Source organism: Bradyrhizobium sp. GW821-FHT12B03, from assembly GCF_058807535.1.
Window position 1 is genome coordinate 443537 of record NZ_JBXAQU010000001.1, and the last position, 20850, is coordinate 464386.

At 64.4% G+C, this 20850-nt stretch carries 31 protein-coding genes and 1 riboswitch; of the genes, 12 read left to right on the forward strand and 19 right to left on the reverse strand.

Annotated features, from left to right (window positions below; all coding sequences use genetic code 11):
- Window position 1 precedes the first annotated feature (1 nt).
- Together AC1RUR_RS02175 and AC1RUR_RS02180 are read right to left on the reverse strand one after the other, a co-directional pair.
- Window positions 2-283, reverse strand: a complete 282-nt coding sequence (locus tag AC1RUR_RS02175) for a hypothetical protein (protein WP_128927381.1) — start codon at window positions 281-283, stop codon at window positions 2-4.
- Window positions 284-494: 211 nt separating this feature from the next.
- Entirely contained in the window at window positions 495-830 is a 336-nt protein-coding gene (locus AC1RUR_RS02180) for a hypothetical protein (RefSeq protein WP_492840866.1), read from the reverse strand.
- A 133-nt stretch (window positions 831-963) separates the two neighbouring features.
- Between AC1RUR_RS02180 and AC1RUR_RS02185 the strand changes: the two genes are divergently transcribed.
- The 3 genes from AC1RUR_RS02185 to bfr all read left to right on the forward strand — a co-directional run bounded on the left by AC1RUR_RS02185 (window position 964) and on the right by bfr (window position 2327).
- On the forward strand, window positions 964-1272 hold the full coding sequence (locus AC1RUR_RS02185; RefSeq protein WP_492841574.1) for a hypothetical protein: 309 nt from the start codon (window positions 964-966) through the stop codon (window positions 1270-1272).
- 161 nt (window positions 1273-1433) lie between these two features.
- The gene (locus AC1RUR_RS02190; protein ID WP_492840868.1) at window positions 1434-1706 is read left to right on the forward strand and encodes a (2Fe-2S)-binding protein; all 273 of its coding nucleotides are present in this window, start codon (window positions 1434-1436) and stop codon (window positions 1704-1706) included.
- A gap of 132 nt (window positions 1707-1838) precedes the next feature.
- Window positions 1839-2327: a bacterioferritin gene (gene bfr / locus AC1RUR_RS02195; RefSeq protein WP_011089420.1), complete on the forward strand. Its 489-nt coding sequence runs from the start codon at window positions 1839-1841 to the stop codon at window positions 2325-2327.
- Between the two features lie 159 nt (window positions 2328-2486).
- Here bfr and AC1RUR_RS02200 read toward each other — a convergent pair whose 3' ends face one another.
- The 3 genes from AC1RUR_RS02200 to AC1RUR_RS02210 form a co-directional block, all read right to left on the reverse strand.
- Complete coding sequence (locus tag AC1RUR_RS02200; protein ID WP_492840871.1) at window positions 2487-3089, reverse strand: pyridoxamine 5'-phosphate oxidase family protein; 603 nt, start codon at window positions 3087-3089, stop codon at window positions 2487-2489.
- Between the two features lie 76 nt (window positions 3090-3165).
- On the reverse strand, window positions 3166-3519 hold the full coding sequence (locus AC1RUR_RS02205; RefSeq protein ID WP_492840873.1) for a hypothetical protein: 354 nt from the start codon (window positions 3517-3519) through the stop codon (window positions 3166-3168).
- A gap of 174 nt (window positions 3520-3693) precedes the next feature.
- Window positions 3694-4770 carry an alpha/beta fold hydrolase gene (locus tag AC1RUR_RS02210; protein WP_492840875.1) on the reverse strand — a complete coding sequence of 359 codons (1077 nt, stop codon included), beginning with the start codon at window positions 4768-4770 and terminating at the stop codon, window positions 3694-3696.
- Window positions 4771-4895: 125 nt separating this feature from the next.
- On the opposite strand from AC1RUR_RS02210, the gene AC1RUR_RS02215 reads away from it, so the two are divergent.
- Window positions 4896-5162 (forward strand): DUF2277 domain-containing protein, encoded by a 267-nt coding sequence (locus tag AC1RUR_RS02215; protein ID WP_492840877.1) that lies wholly within the window; start codon window positions 4896-4898, stop codon window positions 5160-5162.
- A 96-nt stretch (window positions 5163-5258) separates the two neighbouring features.
- On the forward strand, window positions 5259-5474 hold the full coding sequence (locus AC1RUR_RS02220; RefSeq protein WP_492840879.1) for a hypothetical protein: 216 nt from the start codon (window positions 5259-5261) through the stop codon (window positions 5472-5474).
- 9 nt (window positions 5475-5483) lie between these two features.
- On the opposite strand, the gene AC1RUR_RS02225 is transcribed toward AC1RUR_RS02220, so the two are convergent.
- Window positions 5484-6002, reverse strand: coding sequence for a collagen-like protein (locus tag AC1RUR_RS02225; RefSeq protein ID WP_492840881.1), 519 nt, complete (start codon window positions 6000-6002; stop codon window positions 5484-5486).
- Between the two features lie 158 nt (window positions 6003-6160).
- Between AC1RUR_RS02225 and AC1RUR_RS02230 the strand changes: the two genes are divergently transcribed.
- Complete coding sequence (locus AC1RUR_RS02230; protein WP_492840883.1) at window positions 6161-6442, forward strand: hypothetical protein; 282 nt, start codon at window positions 6161-6163, stop codon at window positions 6440-6442.
- 21 nt (window positions 6443-6463) lie between these two features.
- On the opposite strand, the gene AC1RUR_RS02235 is transcribed toward AC1RUR_RS02230, so the two are convergent.
- Together AC1RUR_RS02235 and AC1RUR_RS02240 are read right to left on the reverse strand one after the other, a co-directional pair.
- Window positions 6464-6712: a helix-turn-helix domain-containing protein gene (locus tag AC1RUR_RS02235; RefSeq protein ID WP_492840885.1), complete on the reverse strand. Its 249-nt coding sequence runs from the start codon at window positions 6710-6712 to the stop codon at window positions 6464-6466.
- A 210-nt stretch (window positions 6713-6922) separates the two neighbouring features.
- Window positions 6923-7690, reverse strand: a complete 768-nt coding sequence (locus AC1RUR_RS02240; RefSeq protein ID WP_492840887.1) for an SDR family NAD(P)-dependent oxidoreductase — start codon at window positions 7688-7690, stop codon at window positions 6923-6925.
- A 111-nt stretch (window positions 7691-7801) separates the two neighbouring features.
- Here AC1RUR_RS02240 and AC1RUR_RS02245 point away from each other — a divergent pair, with 111 nt between their 5' ends.
- Window positions 7802-8287 (forward strand): J domain-containing protein, encoded by a 486-nt coding sequence (locus AC1RUR_RS02245; RefSeq protein WP_492840889.1) that lies wholly within the window; start codon window positions 7802-7804, stop codon window positions 8285-8287.
- 72 nt (window positions 8288-8359) lie between these two features.
- Here AC1RUR_RS02245 and AC1RUR_RS02250 read toward each other — a convergent pair whose 3' ends face one another.
- The 3 genes from AC1RUR_RS02250 to AC1RUR_RS02260 all read right to left on the reverse strand — a co-directional run bounded on the left by AC1RUR_RS02250 (window position 8360) and on the right by AC1RUR_RS02260 (window position 9648).
- Window positions 8360-8611 (reverse strand): hypothetical protein, encoded by a 252-nt coding sequence (locus AC1RUR_RS02250; RefSeq protein WP_492840891.1) that lies wholly within the window; start codon window positions 8609-8611, stop codon window positions 8360-8362.
- A gap of 239 nt (window positions 8612-8850) precedes the next feature.
- Window positions 8851-9111 (reverse strand): hypothetical protein, encoded by a 261-nt coding sequence (locus tag AC1RUR_RS02255; protein ID WP_492840893.1) that lies wholly within the window; start codon window positions 9109-9111, stop codon window positions 8851-8853.
- 153 nt (window positions 9112-9264) lie between these two features.
- Window positions 9265-9648, reverse strand: a complete 384-nt coding sequence (locus AC1RUR_RS02260) for a RidA family protein (protein WP_492840895.1) — start codon at window positions 9646-9648, stop codon at window positions 9265-9267.
- A 453-nt stretch (window positions 9649-10101) separates the two neighbouring features.
- On the opposite strand from AC1RUR_RS02260, the gene AC1RUR_RS02265 reads away from it, so the two are divergent.
- Window positions 10102-10536, forward strand: coding sequence for a hypothetical protein (locus AC1RUR_RS02265; RefSeq protein WP_492840897.1), 435 nt, complete (start codon window positions 10102-10104; stop codon window positions 10534-10536).
- Window positions 10537-10667: 131 nt separating this feature from the next.
- Here the strand turns inward: AC1RUR_RS02265 and AC1RUR_RS02270 are convergent, their stop codons facing one another.
- Entirely contained in the window at window positions 10668-11315 is a 648-nt protein-coding gene (locus AC1RUR_RS02270) for a glutathione S-transferase family protein (RefSeq protein WP_492840899.1), read from the reverse strand.
- Between the two features lie 457 nt (window positions 11316-11772).
- On the opposite strand from AC1RUR_RS02270, the gene AC1RUR_RS02275 reads away from it, so the two are divergent.
- Both AC1RUR_RS02275 and AC1RUR_RS02280 read left to right on the forward strand, forming a co-directional pair.
- A complete protein-coding gene (locus tag AC1RUR_RS02275; RefSeq protein ID WP_492840901.1) occupies window positions 11773-12468 on the forward strand; it encodes a hypothetical protein in 696 nt (231 codons plus the stop codon).
- On the forward strand, window positions 12465-13211 hold the full coding sequence (locus AC1RUR_RS02280; RefSeq protein ID WP_492840903.1) for a pYEATS domain-containing protein: 747 nt from the start codon (window positions 12465-12467) through the stop codon (window positions 13209-13211). The genes AC1RUR_RS02275 and AC1RUR_RS02280 overlap by 4 nt, the downstream gene beginning before the upstream one ends.
- 158 nt (window positions 13212-13369) lie before the next feature.
- Here the strand turns inward: AC1RUR_RS02280 and AC1RUR_RS02285 are convergent, their stop codons facing one another.
- Window positions 13370-13876, reverse strand: coding sequence for a mismatch-specific DNA-glycosylase (locus tag AC1RUR_RS02285; protein WP_492840905.1), 507 nt, complete (start codon window positions 13874-13876; stop codon window positions 13370-13372).
- 117 nt (window positions 13877-13993) lie between these two features.
- Between AC1RUR_RS02285 and AC1RUR_RS02290 the strand changes: the two genes are divergently transcribed.
- Together AC1RUR_RS02290 and AC1RUR_RS02295 are read left to right on the forward strand one after the other, a co-directional pair.
- Window positions 13994-14218, forward strand: a complete 225-nt coding sequence (locus AC1RUR_RS02290; RefSeq protein ID WP_492840907.1) for a DUF6429 family protein — start codon at window positions 13994-13996, stop codon at window positions 14216-14218.
- Between the two features lie 190 nt (window positions 14219-14408).
- Window positions 14409-14858: a hypothetical protein gene (locus AC1RUR_RS02295; protein ID WP_492840909.1), complete on the forward strand. Its 450-nt coding sequence runs from the start codon at window positions 14409-14411 to the stop codon at window positions 14856-14858.
- A gap of 138 nt (window positions 14859-14996) precedes the next feature.
- On the opposite strand, the gene thiC is transcribed toward AC1RUR_RS02295, so the two are convergent.
- The 6 genes from thiC to AC1RUR_RS02325 form a co-directional block, all read right to left on the reverse strand.
- The gene (gene thiC, locus AC1RUR_RS02300) at window positions 14997-16895 is read right to left on the reverse strand and encodes a phosphomethylpyrimidine synthase ThiC (RefSeq protein ID WP_492840911.1); all 1899 of its coding nucleotides are present in this window, start codon (window positions 16893-16895) and stop codon (window positions 14997-14999) included.
- A gap of 183 nt (window positions 16896-17078) precedes the next feature.
- Window positions 17079-17687 carry a thiamine phosphate synthase gene (locus tag AC1RUR_RS02305; protein WP_492840913.1) on the reverse strand — a complete coding sequence of 203 codons (609 nt, stop codon included), beginning with the start codon at window positions 17685-17687 and terminating at the stop codon, window positions 17079-17081.
- Window positions 17674-18456, reverse strand: coding sequence for a thiazole synthase (locus tag AC1RUR_RS02310; protein ID WP_492840915.1), 783 nt, complete (start codon window positions 18454-18456; stop codon window positions 17674-17676). Before AC1RUR_RS02310 ends, AC1RUR_RS02305 begins: the two co-directional genes overlap by 14 nt.
- A 166-nt stretch (window positions 18457-18622) precedes the next feature.
- Window positions 18623-18820, reverse strand: coding sequence for a sulfur carrier protein ThiS (gene thiS / locus AC1RUR_RS02315; protein WP_438744595.1), 198 nt, complete (start codon window positions 18818-18820; stop codon window positions 18623-18625).
- 7 nt (window positions 18821-18827) lie between these two features.
- Window positions 18828-19853, reverse strand: coding sequence for an FAD-dependent oxidoreductase (locus AC1RUR_RS02320; RefSeq protein ID WP_492840918.1), 1026 nt, complete (start codon window positions 19851-19853; stop codon window positions 18828-18830).
- Window positions 19841-19969: riboswitch (TPP riboswitch) on the reverse strand. It overlaps the preceding gene by 13 nt.
- A gap of 133 nt (window positions 19970-20102) precedes the next feature.
- Window positions 20103-20639 carry a transglycosylase SLT domain-containing protein gene (locus AC1RUR_RS02325; protein WP_492840920.1) on the reverse strand — a complete coding sequence of 179 codons (537 nt, stop codon included), beginning with the start codon at window positions 20637-20639 and terminating at the stop codon, window positions 20103-20105.
- Window positions 20640-20850: the final 211 nt, after the last annotated feature.

Sequence of the window (20850 nt, forward strand, 5' to 3'; positions counted from 1 at the left end):
ATCAGTAGCAAACGCGAACCGGGCGGCTGACCCAGCCGTAGCCGTCCCAATAGCGCTCGCGACGCCAGTAGCAGGGCGCGGGCGGCGGGGGCTCGGCGACGTAGACGGGGCCGCCATAGGCCGGACGGCTCGACGCGATCGCGCCGCCGACGATGGCGCCGCCGATCAGGCCGGCCGCGATGCCGGCGCCGACGCCGTCATGGGCCTTCGCGGACGGAGTGGCGGTCACCAGCGAACCGGCGACCGTCGCAACCGTGAGGGCGGCAACTAAAGTCTTCTTCATGCTCTTGGCTCTCCTGAGAGATGGACGTCCCTTGTTAGAAGCGTCCGGGGTTCAAAGGTTCACGCACACTCTGATGGAATTGGCCTTGCAGCTAGGAAGCGCGCAAATGGTCAATCCACGGTAAACGCACACTGAGCTGTGACGAGAAAAAGCGGTCTTTTTCGGGCCCCGAGATGAACGGCGCATCCGTAGTGAATCGGTTCTTGGCGCCTCAGCCACAGACTCTGACGCGGCGGATGCGCCAACCATAACCGTCCCAGAAGCGCTGCTTCTGCCAGACGCAGCCGCCGTAATAGTCATCGGCGGCATAACCCGGACCCGGCGCGTAGTAACGGGGCGGGTAGTAGCCAGGGCCATAACCCGGACCATAGGCATAGCCAGGGCCGGGTCCGTAATAATACGGAGAGGCGAGTGCGCCACCGACAATGGCGCCGCCGATGATCCCGGCCGCCACGCCGGCAGCGACACCGCGCTGCGCCTGGGCCGGCGTTCCGGCCGTCACGGCCATCGTGGCAATGGCAGCGACTGCCAGGAGCGACTTCTTCATTGTCTCGACCTTTCGCACAAGCACGCGGGAACTCTTTGGGGGTAAGGTTCCACACTTCGTTTGAACGATCAATGAACGGCCCCCAGGCGGGGTGCGACGAATTGGTATGGACCGCAGCTCCGCCAGGGAGGCGATGATGGGCAACGCGATGATCAATGCATTGATTGCTGCCGGGATCGTTTTCGCCATCGGATACGGCTGGATTACCCACCTCCAGAACCGCGGCCAGCGCCGCTCCCGCGCCGGGGCTGGCAGCGATGGCGGCAGTGGAGGTGGCGACAGCTATTCGGGGACGAATGACGGCTTGTCGCTGGGGAGCTGGTTTTCCAGCGGCAGTTCGGGGAACTCGACCGACGGCGGCAACTGTTCCAGCAGCGACAGCGGCGGAGGCGGGGATTGCGGCGGTGGCGGCGACGGTGGAGGAGGCGGGGGCGGCGACTGAATGCGCCGCACTCTTGATCCAGCGCAACACCCTATTTTAGAGCCGTTCTAGGCTGTTTCCAGGCCAGTTTGGAATAGCTTCAAATACCGGTTTTTCCTTTTGCATCCGGCCGGCCGCTTAAATATCGATGATGGCGCATCACCGAAGGGTCTGCCGTTTCCATGATCGTTTGTTCCTGTAACGTGCTGAGCGATGAGGACATCCGCGCCGCCGTCGCCGAGTCCGACGACGCCGTGCGCCATGCCAAGCAGGTCTATGGATGCCTCGGCTGCAGCGCCGAGTGTGGCCGCTGCGCGCGGACGATCAAGACCATCATCGACGAAGCTCTTGGCCCCTGCGCCAAGTCGTGCTGCTCCGGCTGTCCGCACAGCCACACCGTCGCCGCCAACGACGAGACGGCCGAACCCGCCCAGTTCGCGCTCGCGGCCTGCTGAAATCTTCCGCACCATCGGCTGAGCTTTTCCCCGGCTGTGCCCCGCAGCCGGTTGCCCCCGTGCGTAAAGTCATTTAGAAGCGTTCTAAACTTGGTTTAGGACCGATTTGGACTGCAAGAGCTGGAGTGAACCATGCAGGGCGACGCAAAAGTCATCGACTACCTCAACAAGGCGCTGCGTCACGAGCTGACTGCGATCAACCAGTACTGGCTGCACTACCGCTTCCTCGACAATTGGGGCCTGCTGGACATGGCCAAGGTCTGGCGCAAGGAATCCATCGAGGAGATGGAGCACGCCGACAAGCTCACCGCGCGCATCCTGTTCTTCGACGGTTTCCCGAACATGCAGGTGCTCGATCCCCTGCGCATCGGCCAGAACGTCAAGGAGATCATCGAGTGCGATCTCGCCGCCGAGATGAGCGCGCGGGCGCTCTACCAGGAAGCGGCGACCTACTGCCACGGCGTCAAGGACTACGTCACGCGTGACCTGTTCGAGAAGCTGATGAGCGACGAGGAGCATCACATCGACTTCCTCGAAACCCAACTCGACCTGATCGGCCGCATCGGCCTCGAACTCTATACCCAGAAGCACGTCGGCGGGCTCGAGGGCGAGGGGCATTAGGCTCCGGCCTCAGCCGCAGACTCTTGTGTCGTCCCGGCGAAGGCCGGGACCCATACTCCTAGACGGGAGTAGTGGCGCGAGACCGTTGCGGATCTTCGACAAGCTACCTTTTGTGGTTATGGGTCCCGGCCTTCGCCGGGACGACACCAATTGCGATAGCTACAGCTGCTCCCTGTAGCGCTCTTCCACGATCTCCTGACTCTCCGGTTCGCCCAAGCCCGTCTGGTCGTGGATGACCTCGACGATGCTCGGCATCACCGAGCGCTGCACCTTCTCCGGTGACCACAGTTTTGAGCGCATCAGCGCCTTGCCGCAGTGGAAATACACTTCGCTGACCGCGACGTTCAGCACCGCGCGCGGCGGCTTGCCGAACTCCACCATCGAGGCGAGCAGATCCGGATCGGCCGACAGCGTACCGCGTCCGCCGACGCGCAGCGTCTCGTCAATTCCGGGCACGAAGAACAACAGATGCACGAAGCCCGAGCCTTCGACGACGTTGCGAAAACTGTCGATCCGGTTGTTGCCGGAGCGGTCGGGCATCAGCAGCTGGTTGGGGCCGGCGACGTGGACGAACCCGATGCCGCCGCCGCGCGGCGAGGCATCGACGTTGCCATCCGCGCCTGACGTCGCGAGCACGCAGAACGGCGACATCTCGATGAATTTCTTCGCATGCGCGTCGATCGCAGGACGTGCCTTCGCGATCACGCGCGGGCTGGGCTTGGCATAGATGGTGGCGAGGTCGTCGGCGCAAAGATCGGTCAATGGCGTGCCTCCGTATCGGCTGGCCTCAAACTAGCCGATCGAGCCGGCTCCAGCCAATGGAATCCATCAAGACGCCTCACACGGCGTCGGCCGGCACGAAGCAGCTGATGATGATGGTGCCGCGGTGGTGGACGTACCACACCACGGCCTGGCCGACTGGATTGCCGCGATCGCGGATGATGGCGCGCTCGGGCACCGCCATCCATTGTCCCTCGATCGGTACCCAATAGGCGCCGTTGCGCACGTCATACTCTGTACGATGACCGTCGGAGATGTCGCAGCAGGGCACGCCGTTCGGCGCGATCACGCTCTTGAACCAGGCGCGGATGTCGGGCGGGACGTGATCATATTGCCCGTTGTCGAACGCAAACGCGGCGCTCGTCAGCGCCGTCATCGCAGCCAGCCAAACGCACAGTGCGAGCCTGCGCATGCGATCCTCCTCATCGCGTGTCGTGCCTGTGGCGCGCGATTGTCCCGCGCGTCGATTCGTATCGTTGGCGCGATTAAGCCCGAGCTGTCTGCGCATTGCATGCTCAAATAATATGCGGCGCGCGAGGCGCCGCACATGATGCATTGCGATATGGTGATCTGCAGTCCGCCGACTCTACATCGTCCGTTGCGGCGCGGTCTGCAGCAATTGCCTGACCTGCTCGCTGTAGAACTTTGCATTGCCGGTGGTGCCATGGCCGCGCGTCTCGGTGCTGGCGGGGATCAGATACAGGCGGCCGTTCTTGACCCGCTTCATCGCGGCGTCCGTGATGCCGGTCTCCGGCGGGTTGCGCTCGTCGTCGGCGGAATTGATCAGCAGCAGCGACGCTTCGATGCTCTCCAGCTTCTCGCCGGCATTGTAGTCGTGCGAGGACTCCCACTGGTAGATGAAGTCGTTGGCGTCCGCCGTGATCGGCGTCGCCAGCCGCTCGTCGACGATCTTGTCGGCCTTGGCCGCGGTCGGCGCCTGCGATTGATAGGCCAGCGTTCCGCCGATGCTGGCGATGCCATAGGCGGTGACGGCGTATTTCATCATGCGCGGCTGGCTGGTGTAGTTGCCGCCGTTGTAGTCGGGATCGCTCCGGATGGTGTCGAGCATGATCCGCCGCAGCATCCAGTTGCGCGAGGCCATCTCGGTCGGCTGCGAGGCCATCGGGATCAGCGCGTCCATCGCCTTCGGATATTTCTCGCCCCACAGCCATGTGTGCATGCCGCCCATCGAATTGCCGATGACGAGGCGCAGATGCTTGACGCCGAGCCCTTCCGTCACCAGGCGGTACTGCGCCTCGACCATGTCGTCGTAGTCGTATTTCGGAAAGCCCGTCTTGATGCCGTCGGACGGCTTTGACGACCTGCCATGGCCGATGCTGTCGGGAATGATGATGTAATATTTGGCGGCGTCGAGCGGCTGCCCGGCACCGAACAGCTCGCCGGCAAAGCTCGGCGTCAGCATGCTTGCGCCCGAGCCGCCCGTTCCGTGCAGCACCAGCACCGGTTGGCCGGTTGGCTCACCCACGGTGGTGTAGTGCAGCCGCAGCTCCGGCATGGTCTCGCCGGTGTGGAACTTGAAATCCCTGGCGATCCAGTCGCCCTGCTTGGGCGCCGGATAATCGGCAGCCATGACTGGTAAAGAGGTGGCAGACAACAAAACGAACAGCAGAACGGCTGATAGCGCCGCGCAAAAAGCCTTCATGTTTCTCTCCCCATGCGGCTCGTATCCGGCGGCCGCTTTGCGAGGAACCTTAGCAGAAACGTCCGGAGCAATGTAGGATTTTGGTTCCGCCAATCGTCCTCGAGGGAAACATCGGGAGAGGCTGCATGTGCCGCAACATCAAGACGCTGTTCAACTTCGAGCCGCCGGCGACGGAGGACGAGATCCACGCCAGCGCGCTCCAGTTCGTGCGCAAGCTGTCGGGCTTCAACAAGCCGTCGCAGGCCAACGAGGCGGCGTTCGACCGTGCCGTGGCCGAGGTCTCGGAGGCGGCGCGAACGCTCCTCGCCTCGCTGCACACCCATGCGCCGGCGCGCGACCGTGAGGTCGAGGCGGAAAAGGCCAAGGAGCGCTCGCGGTTGCGTTTCGGCTAGTGGATCCACTCAGCGGCTCCGTGATCTGACTCACGGTACGGGGCGTCGCGACTTGCCATGATGTCTGCCGGGGTTTTGCCAACCCGGAGCACGATCATGAGCCGCCCCCTTATTCCCCTCAAAGCAGGTGCCATCATCCTCACGCTGCTGTGGACCGCGTGGATGATGTGGTGGAGCGGCTCGTTCTCGAGCGCGAACGTCGTCATCCTGGCCTTCTGCGGCGCGGCGGTCGGCTATCTCTGGTATCGCGCCATGCGCTGGCAGTTCGAGCGCATGGGCATGCTGCCGCGACGCGAGGATCGGGCGGAATAGGCCTGACCGCTAATCCTTGTGACCGTGCTTCTTCTTTTTCTTTTTTCTCTTGTGATCATTGTCTTCGCCGTCGTCGTTCTCGTCATCGGCGATCGGCTCGCCGGTTTCCTGCACGGCAGCCTCCAGTGCCTCGCGCTCGGCGGCTTCACGCTCGCGCTGGCGGCGGCGTTCGTCCCAGGCGTCGAAGAGCTGCTCGAGCCACGGCAGCACCTGCTCGATCGACGGCAGCTGGCCGGGCGGTCCGGCTTCGCCGCGCGGGCCTTGCGGCCCCGCCGGCCCCTGCGGGCCGACAGGTCCCTGCGCGCCGCCAGCGCCGCGCGCACCGGTCTCGCCCTGCTTGCCTTGCGGACCGGGCTTGCCGGCCGGTCCAGCCTTTCCGATCGGGCCCGGCTTGCCCTGCGGTCCTGGCTTGCCGCGCGCACCATCGGGGCCGCGTCGGCCGGGATGACCCTGCGGCCCCGGCCGTCCCGGTTCGCCCTGTCGCCCGCGCGGTCCCTGAGGTCCCTGTCGTTTTTGTTCGTCTGCCACGCCGCTGCTCCCTTGACCGGAAGCAAGCTACTTAGCGGCGTTTGACGACAGCAGCAATTCCGTCCGCATATCGCACCACGCTTGATCAACATCAATCGGTGGCACGCGACGGCGTGTCATGGAACGGCGCGCGGCCACAACCTCACGAGGAGCGACCGATGCGCGAAGCGTGGAAAATGTTCTGCTTGGCTGCCGTCACTTTTGCCGCGGCGGTCGGTCTTGCGCAGCTGTTCGTGCCCGATATCGTGCCGGTCGCTTTCGCCGAAGAGCCGCAGGCGCCATGGGCTGTCATGACGGCGTTCGTTCTCCGCGCGATCGAGCTGATCGCGGCCGCGGTCGCGATCATCGCGCTCGCGGTTCTCGCCGGCGCCTACCTGCAGCAGGAGCTGCGCCGCTTGTTGCGCAGCACATCGTCGCGCCGGGCATCGCGGGCGGACTGATCGACCTCGCGCAGCCACGCGCTAGTCCTGATAGGCGGGCACGTCGATGCCGGAAGCGGCATAGATCCTGATCTTGTTGCGCAGCGTGCGCACCGACAGGCCAAGCACGCGCGCGGCGCGCGTGCGGTTGCCGTCGCAGCGCGCGAGCGTCTGGAGCACGAGCTCGCGCTCGACTTCGTCGACGGTCGCGCCGATCAACAGCGGAACGATCTGGTTGGGTGCTAGGAAATAAGCGCCCGGCTCGGACGCAGCGACATGAACAGTGGTCATCAACACACTCCCGATCAACGCCCGCTTCCCTCTTTGGAAGCGGATCGAGCACAAACGACCCCCAAGCCGTAAATCTACGGTGGGCGGGTTTGGTTAACGAAAGGTTAATGACGGGCGATCGCACCAATTGACCTTGGGAATGCCGCGAAGCCGCCGCGATTGGTGCGATCGCCCGCCTTCGCGGGCGATGAAAGGGTGAGGCCGTCGCACTCACACCGTCCGGTACCCGCCGTCCACCATCACGATCGTTCCCGTGACGTAGGCCGACAGATCCGAGGCGAGGAAGATCGCGGGGCCCACGATGTCCTCGGGCTTGCCGGTGCGGGCCAGCGGGGTGTGGTCGACGAAAGCCTGCACCAGCGCCGGATTGCTGGCGCGCACATTGGCGTTGATGTTGGTCTCGATGAAGCCCGGCCCGATCGCGTTGACGCGCACGCCTTCCTTGCCGAGCTCGGCCGCGAGCGCCTTGGTGAAGCCGAGCACGCCGTGCTTCGAGGTGGTGTAGGCCGCAGAGCTCGGCGTGCGCAGATGCACGAAGGACTGGATCGAGCCGATATTGACGATGCGGCCCTTGCTCGCGCGCAGGGGCGCGAGGAAGGCCTGCGTCATGTTGAAGACGCCGTTGAGGTTGAGCGCGATGATGTCGTTCCAGTCCTTCGCCACCGTCTCCGTCTCCGCGGTGAAGGCGTTGCGGCGGGTGATGCCGGCATTGTTGACGAGGATCGTGACCTGCCCGACCTTGTCGGCGACCTGCTTGGCCAGTGCAAAGCAGTCCTCGCGCCGGGTCACGTCGAGCGCAAAGCTCTCGGCCTTGCCGCCCGCCTTGCGGATCTCCTGCGCGGCGTCCGCCACCGCGTCGGCGTTGACGTCGAGCAGCACCACCTGCGCGCCTTCGCGGGCGTAGCCGGCCGCGATCGCCCGGCCGATGCCGGAACCGGCGCCCGTGACGACGGCGATGTGGTTTGCAAGCAATGCCATGACATTTTCCTCCCGGATTCGTTTCGAAGTTTCATGAAAGGCTAACTCGAAATTAAGGGGTCGGAAACGGCGGCCTTGGCATACTGATCTTCATTGCTAAACGTTGCGCGCATGATGGAACGGCTTGAATCCTGGAAATTGGCGCTCGAGCGCCTGCGGTCGACGGAGTCTGCCGATTGGGCCGAGGCAGGCCGGCTCGTCGCCGAGATCGCGCGGATGAGCACGGATGCCACGTTGCGGCAGGCCGCCGAGCAGGCGCTGCCGGTGCTGCGCCAGGCCGCGGGCAATGACGATCACAGCGTCACGCTGGCGGCCCGGCGCCGGATCGGTGTGGTCCTCGACGTCGTCCATGATCTGACTGCGCCGCGCTTCGGCCGCCGCAACGCCATGCCGAAGAAACTCTCGAGCGAGGATCGCGCCCGCAAGGTGCTCGGCCTGCCGCTCGCGGTGCAGCTCACCTGCGAGGACATCAACCAGGCCTATCGCCGCGCCGCCAAGGGCATGCATCCCGACCGGGGCGGCAGCGCGGAAGCGTTCATCGACCTTGCCGCCGCACGCGACCTCCTGATCCATCCCGGCGCCCACAAGGACGCGTGACGGGCGACTGCACAAAGCAAACGGGCAAGGACGCTTCGCGCCCTTGCCCGTTCTTCGTCCGCCGATCGAGTCTTACCAGCTGCAGTGGCCGTTCTTCAACGCGTGGTCCTTCAGCGCGAGCGCGTCGACGAAGGTCGGCACGGTGGGGGTGACGCGGGTGTAGTCGGAGGGCCACGGCGTGGTCGGGATGCTCTCGTCCCAGATCTGGCAGAAGCCGCCGTTCTGCCAGCGGATCAGATGATAGCCGGCTTCGGCCTGGCTGGTGGCCGCGAAGGCCGCGATGGCAAGACCGGCGGCAGCGCACAGCACGGAAATACGACGCATGATCATCTCCTCAAAATGAAAGTTGTGACGCGCCTCCCGACAATGAGGGGAGGGGTGGTGCGGAGCGCTTTTGCGATGTCGCCCCGGACAAGATGTGAGTAGTTCCGCCTGCTGGTCAGGTTCAAAGCGCCCGCGCTGGAAATGCGGGATTCTGGCTGGAAAACGAGCGCCGTCCGCCAAAAGAAAAGGGCGGATCGCGCGCGCGACCCGCCCTTCGAATCCGATCCGTCGCGAAAGGCTCAGAGCGTGCAGCGGCGCTCCGCGCGCAGCTTGATCTGGAGGTCGGAGGCGGCGGTGAAGGTGGGCATCGGCTTGCTGACGACCTTGTAGGTCGAAGCGCCCCACTGGAACGGCTTGTACTTCAGGTCCTCGTTCCAGACCTGGCAGATGCCGGTGTTGTCCCAGCGGATCACGTAATAGCCGGGCGCTGCGGACGCGGGCACGGCAAACACGGAACTAGCGATGCCGGCAACGGCACAGAGGGCGAGAACGCGACGCATGAAGATCTCCTTGTGGGGACGTGTGACCCGAAAATTCGTGCGGTAAAAGCAGGGCCTTTGCAAGCCGGGGAGCGGCCGTTCACGGATATGTCAGACGCAGCCGGCCACTTGGTTTGGCCGCGTGCCCGACAGGTCACACGCGCAAGGCGCGGCTCACGTCGAAAGCGACGCCACCGCCTCGATCTCGATCAGCATCTTCGGATCGGGCAGCGCCTGCACCACGCAGGTCGTGCGCGCAGGGTAGGGCGGCGGGCCGAAGGCGCCGGCATAGAGCGCGTTCATGGCGGCAACGTCCGCGGCGCGGGTCAGGAGCACGTTGACCTTGACGAGATCGCGGACGGTCGCGCCGGCCTCGTCCAGCACGCGCTTGATGTTGACGACGACATTGGCGAACTGCGCATCGAAGCCGTCGGGCAGCGCGCCATGGGCGTCGAAGCCGGGAATGCCGGAGACGAACAGGAGATCGCCGACGCGCGTCGCAAAGGACAGTGGCGGCGCCTTGACGTGCGGCGGGGGCGCGAAATGCTGGATCGGCATGGGATCACCTCGGACGACGGGGCTGCGATGCGTGAGCCTAGCGGCATGCCGGGCCTCCGCAAAACAAAAACCGCGAAAACAACCCCATGCACAGTAGGAGCCAGGCGGAAATCATTGAACGATTTAGAATTCTGAAAAAAAGAATTATTCGCTTGCTCCGTCGGGCAAAACAGGGGCACAATGGCATGATGGCGGTGGTGCCGGTGTGCAGCCCCAAACTCCGCCGTCATGCCCCGGCCTGACCGGGGCATCCGGTACGCCGCGGCCTCTCGTTCAACCACAGCCGTCTCTGGAATACTGGATCGCCCGGTTAAACCGGGCGATGACAGTTGAGTGTGTTGCTGCAGGCCACGACTGACGGCCACCCCATCATGTTGCCGCCGCGATCCATCGGATAGATTGGCCGCGTCTGATTCGATTCCTCCCTTGAAAAATAGCCCCCGGAGACGCCCCATGAAGATCGCATCCACCTTTCGCGCCGCGCTGGTCGCCATCGCCGCTCTTGCCGGGCTCTCGACCTCGGCGCTGGCCGACGGCGGCACCGTGGTGCTGACGATCTACAAGGCGGGCTGGATCATCGGCGGTTCGGGCGGAAGCGGCGTGTTGAACTTCCGCGGCCGCTCCTACGGGCTCTCCACCGGCGGGCTCGACTACGGCCTCGTCTTCGGCGGTTCCAAGACCGTGCTGCGCGGCCGCGTCTCCAACATCAACCGTCCCTCCGACGTCGCCGGCGTCTACGGCGCCGCCGGGGCCGGCCTCGCCGTCGGCCGCGGCGCCCGCGCCATCGTGCTCACCAACCAGAAGGGCGCGGTGCTGGAGCTGTCGGGCTACCAGACCGGTCTGATGGCGAACGCGGATCTCAGCGGGCTCGCGATCACGATGCGATAGGGGCGGCTTGCGGGTGGGCAAAGGCGCGCAAGCGCCGTGCCCACCGTCTCTCACCGCGCAGGGTGTGCGCGCGGCCATCCTTCGAGACGCGCGCAAGAGCGCGCTCCTCAGGATGAGGTCTGTGATTCCAGCTACGAACGCGCTGCCGCGTTGAACACCGCCAGTTGCGCATCGAACGCGCGCATGAAGGCGGGGCGCGCTTCGCCCCGGGCGACATAGCCGGCGATGTCAGGGTATTCGCCCAGCAGGCCAGATGTGTTCAGCCGACGCAGCACCGTCACCATCATGAGATCGCCGGCGCTGAATGCGCCGTCGAGCCAGTCGGCTCCGCCGAGACGACGGGACAATTCACCGAGCCTGGTACGCACGCGATCCCGCAACATCGGCAGGCGCGCCGCGTACCAGCTCTTGTCGCGTTCGAACAGCATGGCCATCCCGAGCTCGACGATCGGCGGCTCCAGCGTGCTGAGCGCGGCGAACATCCACGCGATCGCGCGGGCTCTCGCATTCGCATCCTTCGGCAGCAAACCATCGTGGCGCTCGGCAATGTGGAGCACGATCGCACCCGACTCGAACAAGGCGAGATCGCCGTCCTCGAAGGTCGGGATCTGCCCGAACGGATGCAGCGCCAGATGCGCGGGCTCCTTCATCGCCTTGAACGACACGAGGCGAACGTCGTAGGGCTGGCCGACCTCCTCCAGCGCCCAGCGCACCCGCATGTCGCGCGCCTGTCCCCTGCCGCGGTCGGGCGAGCTTTCGAAGGCGGTGATGGTGGGCATGGGGAGGCTCCGGGGTGGTGTGTATCCAGAGGACGAACGGGCCACGTGGATTCCGACAGCTCGCCTTCCACCAATTTAGTCGCACCATCCTGCCAAACCCGCAGTGTCGTCCCGGCGCAGGCCGGGACCTCAGCGCGAGCACTTGCGCTCGTCGCGATACCCCCAGGGAGAAATTTGGCGATGACTCGTCGTTCGGTACCGCGACCATCCGCGCCGGATAAATCACGCGGTATGGATCCCGGCCTTCGCCGGGATGACGCCTGAGGACGAGGTGCCGTCTGCAGCCGACTTCACGCCCACGCTGCGAACTCCCGCCAGGGCCCCGGACCGGGCGTATGCGGGGCGAGCGTCGGGTGCGCAAACGCGCTTGACGGTCGATCGAAATCCGAACATCATCGATGTTCGTGTTTGAGTAGTAATTTTATTTTGCCTCACCCCGTCATTCCCGAGGATTGACGTGAACAAGATATTTCTCGCTTACGCGTTTCGCGACTACAACGAGCAACTGGTCAAGGACGCTGACCGGATCATTCGCAGTCACGGACTCGTGCCTGTGACGGGTGAAATCCTCGGCGGTGGCCAGGTGACACCGGAAGTCCTGGCTCGCATCAAGCAATGCGATGCACTTGTCGCGCTCATGACGCGCGAACTTCAGCTGCAGGGACAGAACGCCTGGCTGCCGACGCAATGGGTCGTGAGCGAGTACGTCCTGGCGCGCGGCAGAAATCAGTTCGCTATCGCTATCCTGGAGAACGACGTTCAACTCAACGGCGCCTTCTCCGAGAATGAGGCGATCAAGCTCGATCGCACCGCCCCGTGTGCGGCGATGATCCGTCTGTCCGAAACGCTGGGATATTGGCGCGCCGAAGCGGGACGATCGCTCGAGATCCGGCTGGTGCCCCAGCAGGCGGCGCAATTCGCATCCGGCGGAGCCGCGACATGCCGATACAAGCTGGTGTCGCCCAATCTGCCGACGCCCAACGATTGGCAGGAAGGCCGGCTGGCGGAAAAGCCCGGCGGCGTGTTTCTGGTCGTGCCAGGTGTCAAGGCCGAGCACTCGATCAAGGTTCAGCTCCTCGAGGGCAACGTCCCGAAATGGAACTCGGTCGAGTTTCCGCAGTGGGTTCACATCGAGCTGGCGAGCGTGACATGACGGCCATCAGCATTGCACAGGCTTCCGAACAAACCGATCGATCGCACTGGCGATGGTCGGTCTGGCTCGATGCGCCTGCGGACGAGATGGCAGAAATCGAAGAGGTGACCTGGAAGCTTCATCCGAGCTTCTCGCCGCCCGAGGTGCGCGTGTCGGATCGCGCCAGCAGCTTCCGCCTCAACAGCAGCGGCTGGGGGGAATTTCAGATTCGTGCGGATGTTCGCTTGCGAAGTGGCGAGACGTTGATGCTTCGTCAATGGCTGCGCCTCGGTCGCTCCGCGCCGAAAAGATCGGACATGGTCACGATGCGGGAAGCGGCCCCGATGTCGATCGAACCGGGCGAACGCCCGCCCATGGTGTTTCTGTCCTATACCAGTTCGGATGCCCGGCTTGCCGGTGCGGTGGCGCAGGAATTGAAGCGCAACAATATCGACGTCGCCGTCGACGTCGACATTCCCGACGGCGCCAACCTGCGCGACTGGATTTCGGAGCAAATCGCCCAGAGTGATGCGACGGTTTTCCTGCTTCCCAATGCGGATTCCAGTGAATTGGCAAACAGCTTCACGAATTACGAGCTGGGCGTAGCCGAGAAGTCGGGCAAACCGGTCATCCCGGTGCTGCGAGCGCAGGGCGACGTGCCGGACCTGCTGAGCAAGTTCAGCTCCATCGTCGTCGAGGCCGGTCAATCCTCCGAGGGCGAAGTGCGGGCCATCGCCGGCTCCATCGCCGCCGCGGTGAGGTAGCTACAAAGACGGACGATGGCGGGTGTGCGGGGGAGCTGCCTGCCTCGCGAGCGGTCTCGTAGGGTGGGCAAAGGCGCGCTCTTCGCGCGCCGTGCCCACGGCTCTCCCGGATGACGTGGAGAGATGGTGGGCACAGCGCAAGGGCGCCTTTGCCCACCCTACGCAGCAACCCACGCCGCCAGCTCCCGCCACGGCTCGATCCTCCAATGCCCGGACGCCGCGCCGGACGGCGAGGGCAGCACGAAGATCTCGGGTAAACTCTCATCGCGCGGCTGCCGCCCCAGCGTAACTGCAGCTGACGGCCTGCCATAAAACAAGCTCGCCGCCTTCTTGCTCGTCAACGCAATCGTCTTCGGCCGATATTTTTCGATCTTGGCCCTGAACCCCGGCACGTCGATCGTCTCCACCGCGATCTGGTGATCCATCCCGGCCCCCGACTTGGAGAGATCGGTGAAGCCGATCCCGAGGTCGAGCAGCGCAGCGAACTCGCTCGGCTGATAGCGCCGCGGCGTGATCCCGGCCTCATGGATCGCGCGCCAGAAGCGGTTGCCGGAATGGGCGTAGTAGTGCCCGACCTCGGCCGAGCGCGTCGAGGCGGCGGTGCCGACGAAGACGAGGCGGAGGTCGGGGCGGAGCTGGTCGGGAAGGCGGTGGGGAGCAGGCATTTCGACCCGTTGAGCTCTTCTCAATTCGATCGCACATAGCGCGTGGGCAGGGCCATTGCGGATTGCATCCTGCCGAATAGGATAGCCTCAACAGTATGCGCCATGCGGGAGGTTACGATGGGCATCAATACGGACAAGATCGACGACGCGGCGTTGGCCTTGCTCTATCTCACCTTGCACGATGGGTATCGGGCATGGAAGGGCTTTGACTGGGATGTCCTCGGCCGGCTGCATGACAAGGGAATGATCGACGACCCTGTCGGAAAGGTGAAGTCCGTGGTGTTCACCGACGAAGGTCTCGAACGTGCGAAGACGCTGTTCAAGGAGTTGTTCGAGGAATGAGATCCTGTTGAAGGATCGACCGAGCGAGCAAGGTATTCCCTGCGGCTGTTTCCTGCATTCGTGAAATCTTGTAGGGTGGGCAAAGCGAAAGCGTGCCCACCATTTCGATGCGTCGATGTAAGATGGTGGGCACGGCGCAAGGGCGCCTTCGCCCACCCCACGAACTAGCGGTAATCGGGAAGAAAGCGAGATGGCGGTTGGTTTTACCCAGCGCTTTGATTTTAGCCCCATCATAGGATGGGAGCTCTATCAGGTGACAATCGACAAATATCACATCATGTTTTGGTTCGAGAACGATCATGCTTTGTTGAATGTTGCTGATCGTTTCTCATTCAGGTCCGCGGATGGCGCAGTCGATTTCCTTTACGAGATTTATGGCACTCAGAAATCTCTGAATATCGATCGCATTCTACGGACAAAAATAGTCAAGGCGAAAACTATCAGTAAGGCCCAGCTCGACCTGGAGTTCGAAAACGGGGACGTCCTGTCGATCTACGATAACCCGGAATTCCGGTCTTGGTGGTTTCTCGGAGGGCGCCAAAACGACCCGACTATCCAGAGAACGAATTGGTCCTTTGAAATCAGCGATCAAGAGTTGCAGGATCTTACGGAACAAGAGTACCAAGATCGACGAGATTAAGGAGCCGGAAGCTCTTCAACGCCGATCGACGCTCGCTCTTTGGCATTCTATTAGATCGAGTCTCTACCAAATGAAAAGAGGCCGAGCATTCGCCCGGCCTCCACAGTAGACCGATATTATGGGGGCGCGCTTTGCCCCTCACAACACCCGATTACTCTCCTTCACCTTCTCCGCATCCAGATACAAGCTCTCGCCCATCTCCTTGAACTTCGCGCTCATCTTGGCCATGCCATCCTCGGCGGTGCCGCTCATCGACATGCCGATGCTGTTCGGGTCATTCAGCGTTGCCGCGTAGTCCCGCACGTCCTGGGTGATCTTCATCGAGCAGAACTTTGGGCCGCACATCGAGCAGAAATGCGCGACCTTGTGGGCTTCCTTCGGCAGGGTCTCGTCGTGGAAGTTCTTGGCGGTCTCGGGGTCGAGGCCGAGGTTGAACTGGTCGCTCCAGCGGAAGTCGAAACGGGCGCGGGAGAGGGCGTCGTCGCGCAGCTGGGCTGCCGGGTGACCCTTGGCGAGATCGGAGGCGTGGGCGGCGATCTTGTAGGTGATGACGCCGACCTTGACGTCGTTGCGGTCGGGCAGGCCGAGATGCTCCTTCGGCGTGACGTAGCAGAGCATGGCGCAGCCGAACCAGCCGATCATGGCGGCCCCGATCCCTGACGTGATGTGATCGTAGCCCGGCGCGATGTCGGTGGTCAGGGGCCCGAGGGTGTAGAACGGCGCCTCGCCGCACTCCTTGAGCTGCTTGTCCATGTTGATCTTGATCTTGTGCATCGGCACGTGGCCGGGGCCTTCGATCATGACCTGGCAGCCCTTGTCCCACGCGATCTTCGTCAGCTCGCCGAGCGTCTCCAGCTCCGCGAACTGGGCGCGGTCGTTGGCGTCCGCGATCGAGCCCGGGCGCAGGCCGTCGCCGAGCGAGAACGAGACGTCATACTTGCGCATGAGGTCGCAGATCTCGTCGAAATGCGTGTAGAGGAAGCTTTCCTTGTGATGCGCCAGGCACCACTTCGCCATGATCGAGCCACCGCGGCTGACGATGCCGGTGACGCGGCTCGCGGTGAGGTGGATGTAGGACAGGCGCACGCCGGCGTGGATGGTGAAATAGTCGACGCCCTGCTCGCACTGCTCGATCAGCGTGTCCTTGTAGAGCTCCCAGGTCAGCTTGACCGGATCGCCGTTGCACTTCTCCAGCGCCTGATAGATCGGCACCGTGCCGATCGGCACCGGCGCGTTGCGCAAGATCCATTCGCGGGTGGTGTGGATGTTGCGGCCCGTCGAGAGGTCCATCACGGTGTCGGCGCCCCAGCGGATCGCCCACACCATCTTCTCGACCTCTTCCTCGACCGACGAGGTCACCGCGGAGTTGCCGATATTGGCGTTGATCTTGGTGAGGAAGTTGCGGCCGATGATCATCGGCTCGAGCTCTGAGTGGTTGATGTTGCAGGGGATGATGGCGCGGCCGCGCGCGATCTCCGAGCGCACGAACTCCGGGGTGATGAAGGCGGGCACCGACGCGCCAAAGCTCTCGCCGTCGGCGAGCGCGGCTTCGGCGCGTTCGAGCTGTTCCTTGCGGCCGAGATTTTCGCGGGCGGCGACGTAGATCATCTCCTTGGTGATGATGCCGGCGCGGGCAAATTCGAGCTGGGTGATCCTGTGGCCGTCGAGGCCGCGCAGCGGCTGGTGATAGGCGCTGAATGCGCGCGCGGCCTTGTCGGTGGAGAGGTTGCCGTTGTCCTCCGGCTTGACCTGGCGGCCCTGATATTCCTCGACGCCGCCGCGCTCGATCACCCAGGCCTTGCGGCCGCGGGGCAGGCCGGCGTTGACGTCGATGGTCACGGACGGATCGGTGTAGGGGCCGGAGGTGTCGTACACCGGCAGGTTCGGCTCGCCGGCGCCTTCGGACAGGATGATCTCGCGCAAGGGCACGCGGATGTCAGGCGCGGCGTCCGGCGAGGCGAAGATCTTGCGCGAGGAGGGCAGCGGGCCGGTGGTGACGGCGGGGACGGTTTTATCGGGATTGGAGCGGATGTTCATGGGATCCTCCTTAATTCAGTTCGTTGGCATCGCTGCACGAGAGACAAATACCGCCGTCATCCCCGCGAAAGCGGGGATCCAGTATTCCAGAGGCCGTAGTGTGGTACGGAGAGGCCGCGGCGCACTGGATCGCCCGGTCAAGCCGGGCGATGACGGCGGAGTGTGTGAAGAGAGCGAGGCGCATCACGCCGCCTCCGCGGACAGGCCGAGCCATTGCCGCACCCGCGCGTCGGGGTCGGCATTCTGGGTGACGTCGGACACCACCGCGATGGAATCGGCGCCCGCCGCAAAAATCTCCGCGGCGTGCTCGAACTTGATGCCGCCGATCGCGACCAGCGGGATGCTGCCGATGCGCTTCTTCCATTCCGTGATTTTGGGAATGCCCTGCGGCTCGAAGCGCATCGATTTGAGCGTGGTGAAGAAGATAGGGCCGAGCGCGACGTAGTCGGGTTTTGCGGCCAGCGCGGTTGCGAGCTCGGCGTCGTCATGGGTGGAGATGCCGAGCGACAGACCGGCTTCGCGGATCGCCTTGAGGTCGGCATCCGCAAGGTCTTCCTGGCCGAGATGCAGATATTTCGCGCCGGCGACGATCGCCGCGCGCCAATAGTCGTTCACGACCAGCTTGGCCTGCGTGCCCTCGGTGATCGCCAGCGCATCGGTGATGATCTGCAGCGCTTCGGCGTCGTTCAGGTCTTTGGTGCGGAGCTGAATCGTGCCGACGCCGAGCCTGGTCAGGCGCTCGACCCATTTGAGGCTGTCGACGACGGGATAGAATCGATCAGGATACGGCATGCCAGAACGGTGTCCCAACGACAGGGGTGGACGGGGAGGCGAAGTCGCGGGCGTTCATCAGCCCGGCTTCATAAGCGGTGCGACCGGCCTCACAGCCGAGGCGGAAGGCATTGGCCATGGCGACGGGATCGGCGGCTTTGGCGATGGCGGTGTTGAGCAGGACGGCGTCGTAGCCGAGCTCGAGCGCGTGGGCGGCGTGGGAGGGCGCGCCAATGCCGGCGTCGACCACCAGCGTGATATCAGGCAGCCGCTCGCGCAGCAGTTTTAGCGCATCGCGGTTGGTGATGCCTTTTGCGCTGCCGATCGGAGCTGCCCATGGCATCACCACCTTGCAGCCGGCGTCGACCAGGCGGTTCGCCACCGAGAGGTCTTCCGTGCAATAGGGGAACACTTCAAAGCCGTCCTTGATCAGGATGGTGGCGGCTTCGACGAGCCCGACGACGTCGGGCTGCAGCGTGTCGTTGTCGGCGATGACTTCCAGCTTGATCCAGCTGGTGCCGAACAATTCGCGGGCGAGCTTTGCCGTCGTCACCGCCTCGCGCACGGTGCGGCAGCCGGCGGTGTTCGGCAGCACGGTGACGTCGAGCTCGCGGATCAGGTTCCAGAACGCGTCCCCGGTCTTGCCGCCGGCGGATTCGCGCCGCAGCGACACCGTGACGATGTTCGAGCCCGCGGCGCGGATCGCCGCCTGCATGATCGCCGGCGAAGGATAGAGCGCGCTGCCGATGAGGAGGCGGGAGGCGAAGGTTTTGCCGTAGAAGGTCACCATGTGGAAGGTGTCTCCTCAGATATAGCCGTCGTCCCGGCGAAGGCCGGGACCCATACCGCGTGATCTATCTTGAGCCGCTCTGGCAGAGACCTTTCGCCACAATGGAGATTTGTGGTTATGGGTCCCGGCCTTCGCCGGGACGACGAGGGGAGAGAGTTTGCCATCCTCACCCTCCCTGCCGCGGCGTGATGATCTCGATCTCGTCGCCGGCCTTCAGGCTCGTCTCGGCCCAGCGGCTTTTCGGCACGACGTCGTAGTTCAGCGCAATGGCAAAATGGGTGCCTTCGTAGTCGAGCTCGCTGAGCAGCGCGTCGACGCTGGCCGAGTTCACCTCGCGCTGCTCGCCGTTGACGATCACAAGCATTGCACGATCACCTGCATTGCATCACCTCATTGTCGATCTGGCCGCGCTGGACGTATTGCAGCGTCAGCTCGGCCAGCGCCGGTGCGATCAGGAAGCCGTGGCGGTAGAGCCCGTTGACGGCAATGGTGTCGCCGCGGATGCCGATGCGCGGCAGGTTGTCGGGAAACGCGGGACGAAGGCCCGAGCCGAATTCGACGATGCGCGCCTCGCCGAACGCCGGGTGCACCGTGTAGGCGGCGCCCAGCAGCTCCAGCGCCGAGCGCACGCTGACGCCGGTGTCCTCGGCCTCGATCGAGGTCGCGCCGAGCATGAACAGGCCGGCTTCGCGCGGGATGACGTAGAGCGGCCAGCGCGGATGGATCAGCCGCACCGGGCGCGCCAGCTGCACCTCGCGGGTCTCGATCAGGATCATCTCGCCCTTGACGCCGCGAAGCTCCTTCTGCTCGTCGCGCGCGGACAGGCCGCGGCAATCGATCACGATGCCTTTAGGATCAAGGTTTGCGAGCTCCTTGGCGGTAACGTCGCTGTCGAACTTGATGGTGCCGCCGGCAGCCTTGATGCGCTCGTGCAGCTTCGGCAGCACGCGGCGCGGCTCGACATGGCCCTCGGTCGGGAAGAACAGCGCGTCGCGGAAGCGGCCTTCCAGCGACGGCTCGAGCTCGGCGAGGCCGGCGGCATCGAGCCGGCGGTGGCCCTCGGTCATCCCCGCAAAGCGCTCGAAATCGTTGCGCTCGCGCGGATGGGCGACGACGAGCGAGCCGTTGAAGGGCGTGTCGGGCAGCTCGCGCCGCCAGATGTCGAGCGAGCGCAGGCCGAGGCGGCTGATGATGGGTTCGGCGACCTCGGCCTCGCAATAGGGCGCCAGCATGCCGCCGGCCCAATGGCTGGTGGAATCCGTCATCGCGGCGTCACCGCGCTCGTGCAGGGTCACGGCGTGGCCGGCCTGCGCGAACAACAGCGCCTGCCAGGCCCCCGCAATGCCTGCGCCGATGATGGATACCGGGGAATCCGGTCGCTTGGTCGTCTGCAACATCCCTGTCCCTTCGCCGGCATGACCCGGATCAGGTTCAAAGGGTCACCGCGGTCCTGGGCGGGATCGCCCATTTAGCGGTATCTCAGCTCCTCCTCGGAGCACCCCTCGGAACGGTGCTAATGTATGCCAGTGGGACTGGGTGGTCAACGCGTTAACGGTCGTCATGCCCGGGCTTGTCCCGGGCATCCACGTTCTTGGGCGCGGATGCAAAGACGTGGATGGCCGGGTCAAGCCCGGCCATGACGGCGATTACTGAGCGGGAACCTGCGCCCGCGCGTTGCGAACGCGCTGGGCGAGCTTCTTGTGCGGCACCGTGGCGAACATCGGCTGCGGATTGCCGTTCGGCTCGAGCCAGGTTTCGCCGGCATTGGCGACCTGCACGGCCTCCTGACGCTGCCGCTTTGCAACGTAGTAATAGCCGCCCGCGAAATAACGCACGGCTCGGGTGTGGTCGCCATTGGCCGCGCGATAGGCGCCGGCGAGGTATTTGACCGCGTAGGTGAGGTTGGTGTTGGGATCGCGCAGGCCGGCGGCATCGCCGGTGTAGCCGACCCCGCGGGCGGTCGCGAGCTTGATCTGCATCAGGCCGATGGTGCCGCCACGGCCGACGAGGCCGGGCTGGTAGCGGCTCTCGCGCATGATGACGCGATGCACCAGCGCTTCCGGCACGCCGTTGGCGCGGGCATGGGCCGCGACCATCTCGGCATATTCGGCTTCGCCCGCGAATGCAGCCTGGGGCGACATCAGTCCGGCCGCGAGCAGCGCGGCAACGCGTAAAATTTTCATCAGATATCCCTGACGTCCCTGAGCCCGGCTGCCGTTAGGCCCCCTGAAGGCGGCGATGATGTGACCAAACGCCGCCACCGGCGATTTTGCGGCGCCGAGCCGCTGTTACGACTCAATGCCCGCGTAACGGTTCCGCAGAGGTCGAGACTCCGCTCGCGGCAGCACGCCTGTCTATTCGCGCCGGTGCGCGAAAGCGAGTATGTAGCGGCCA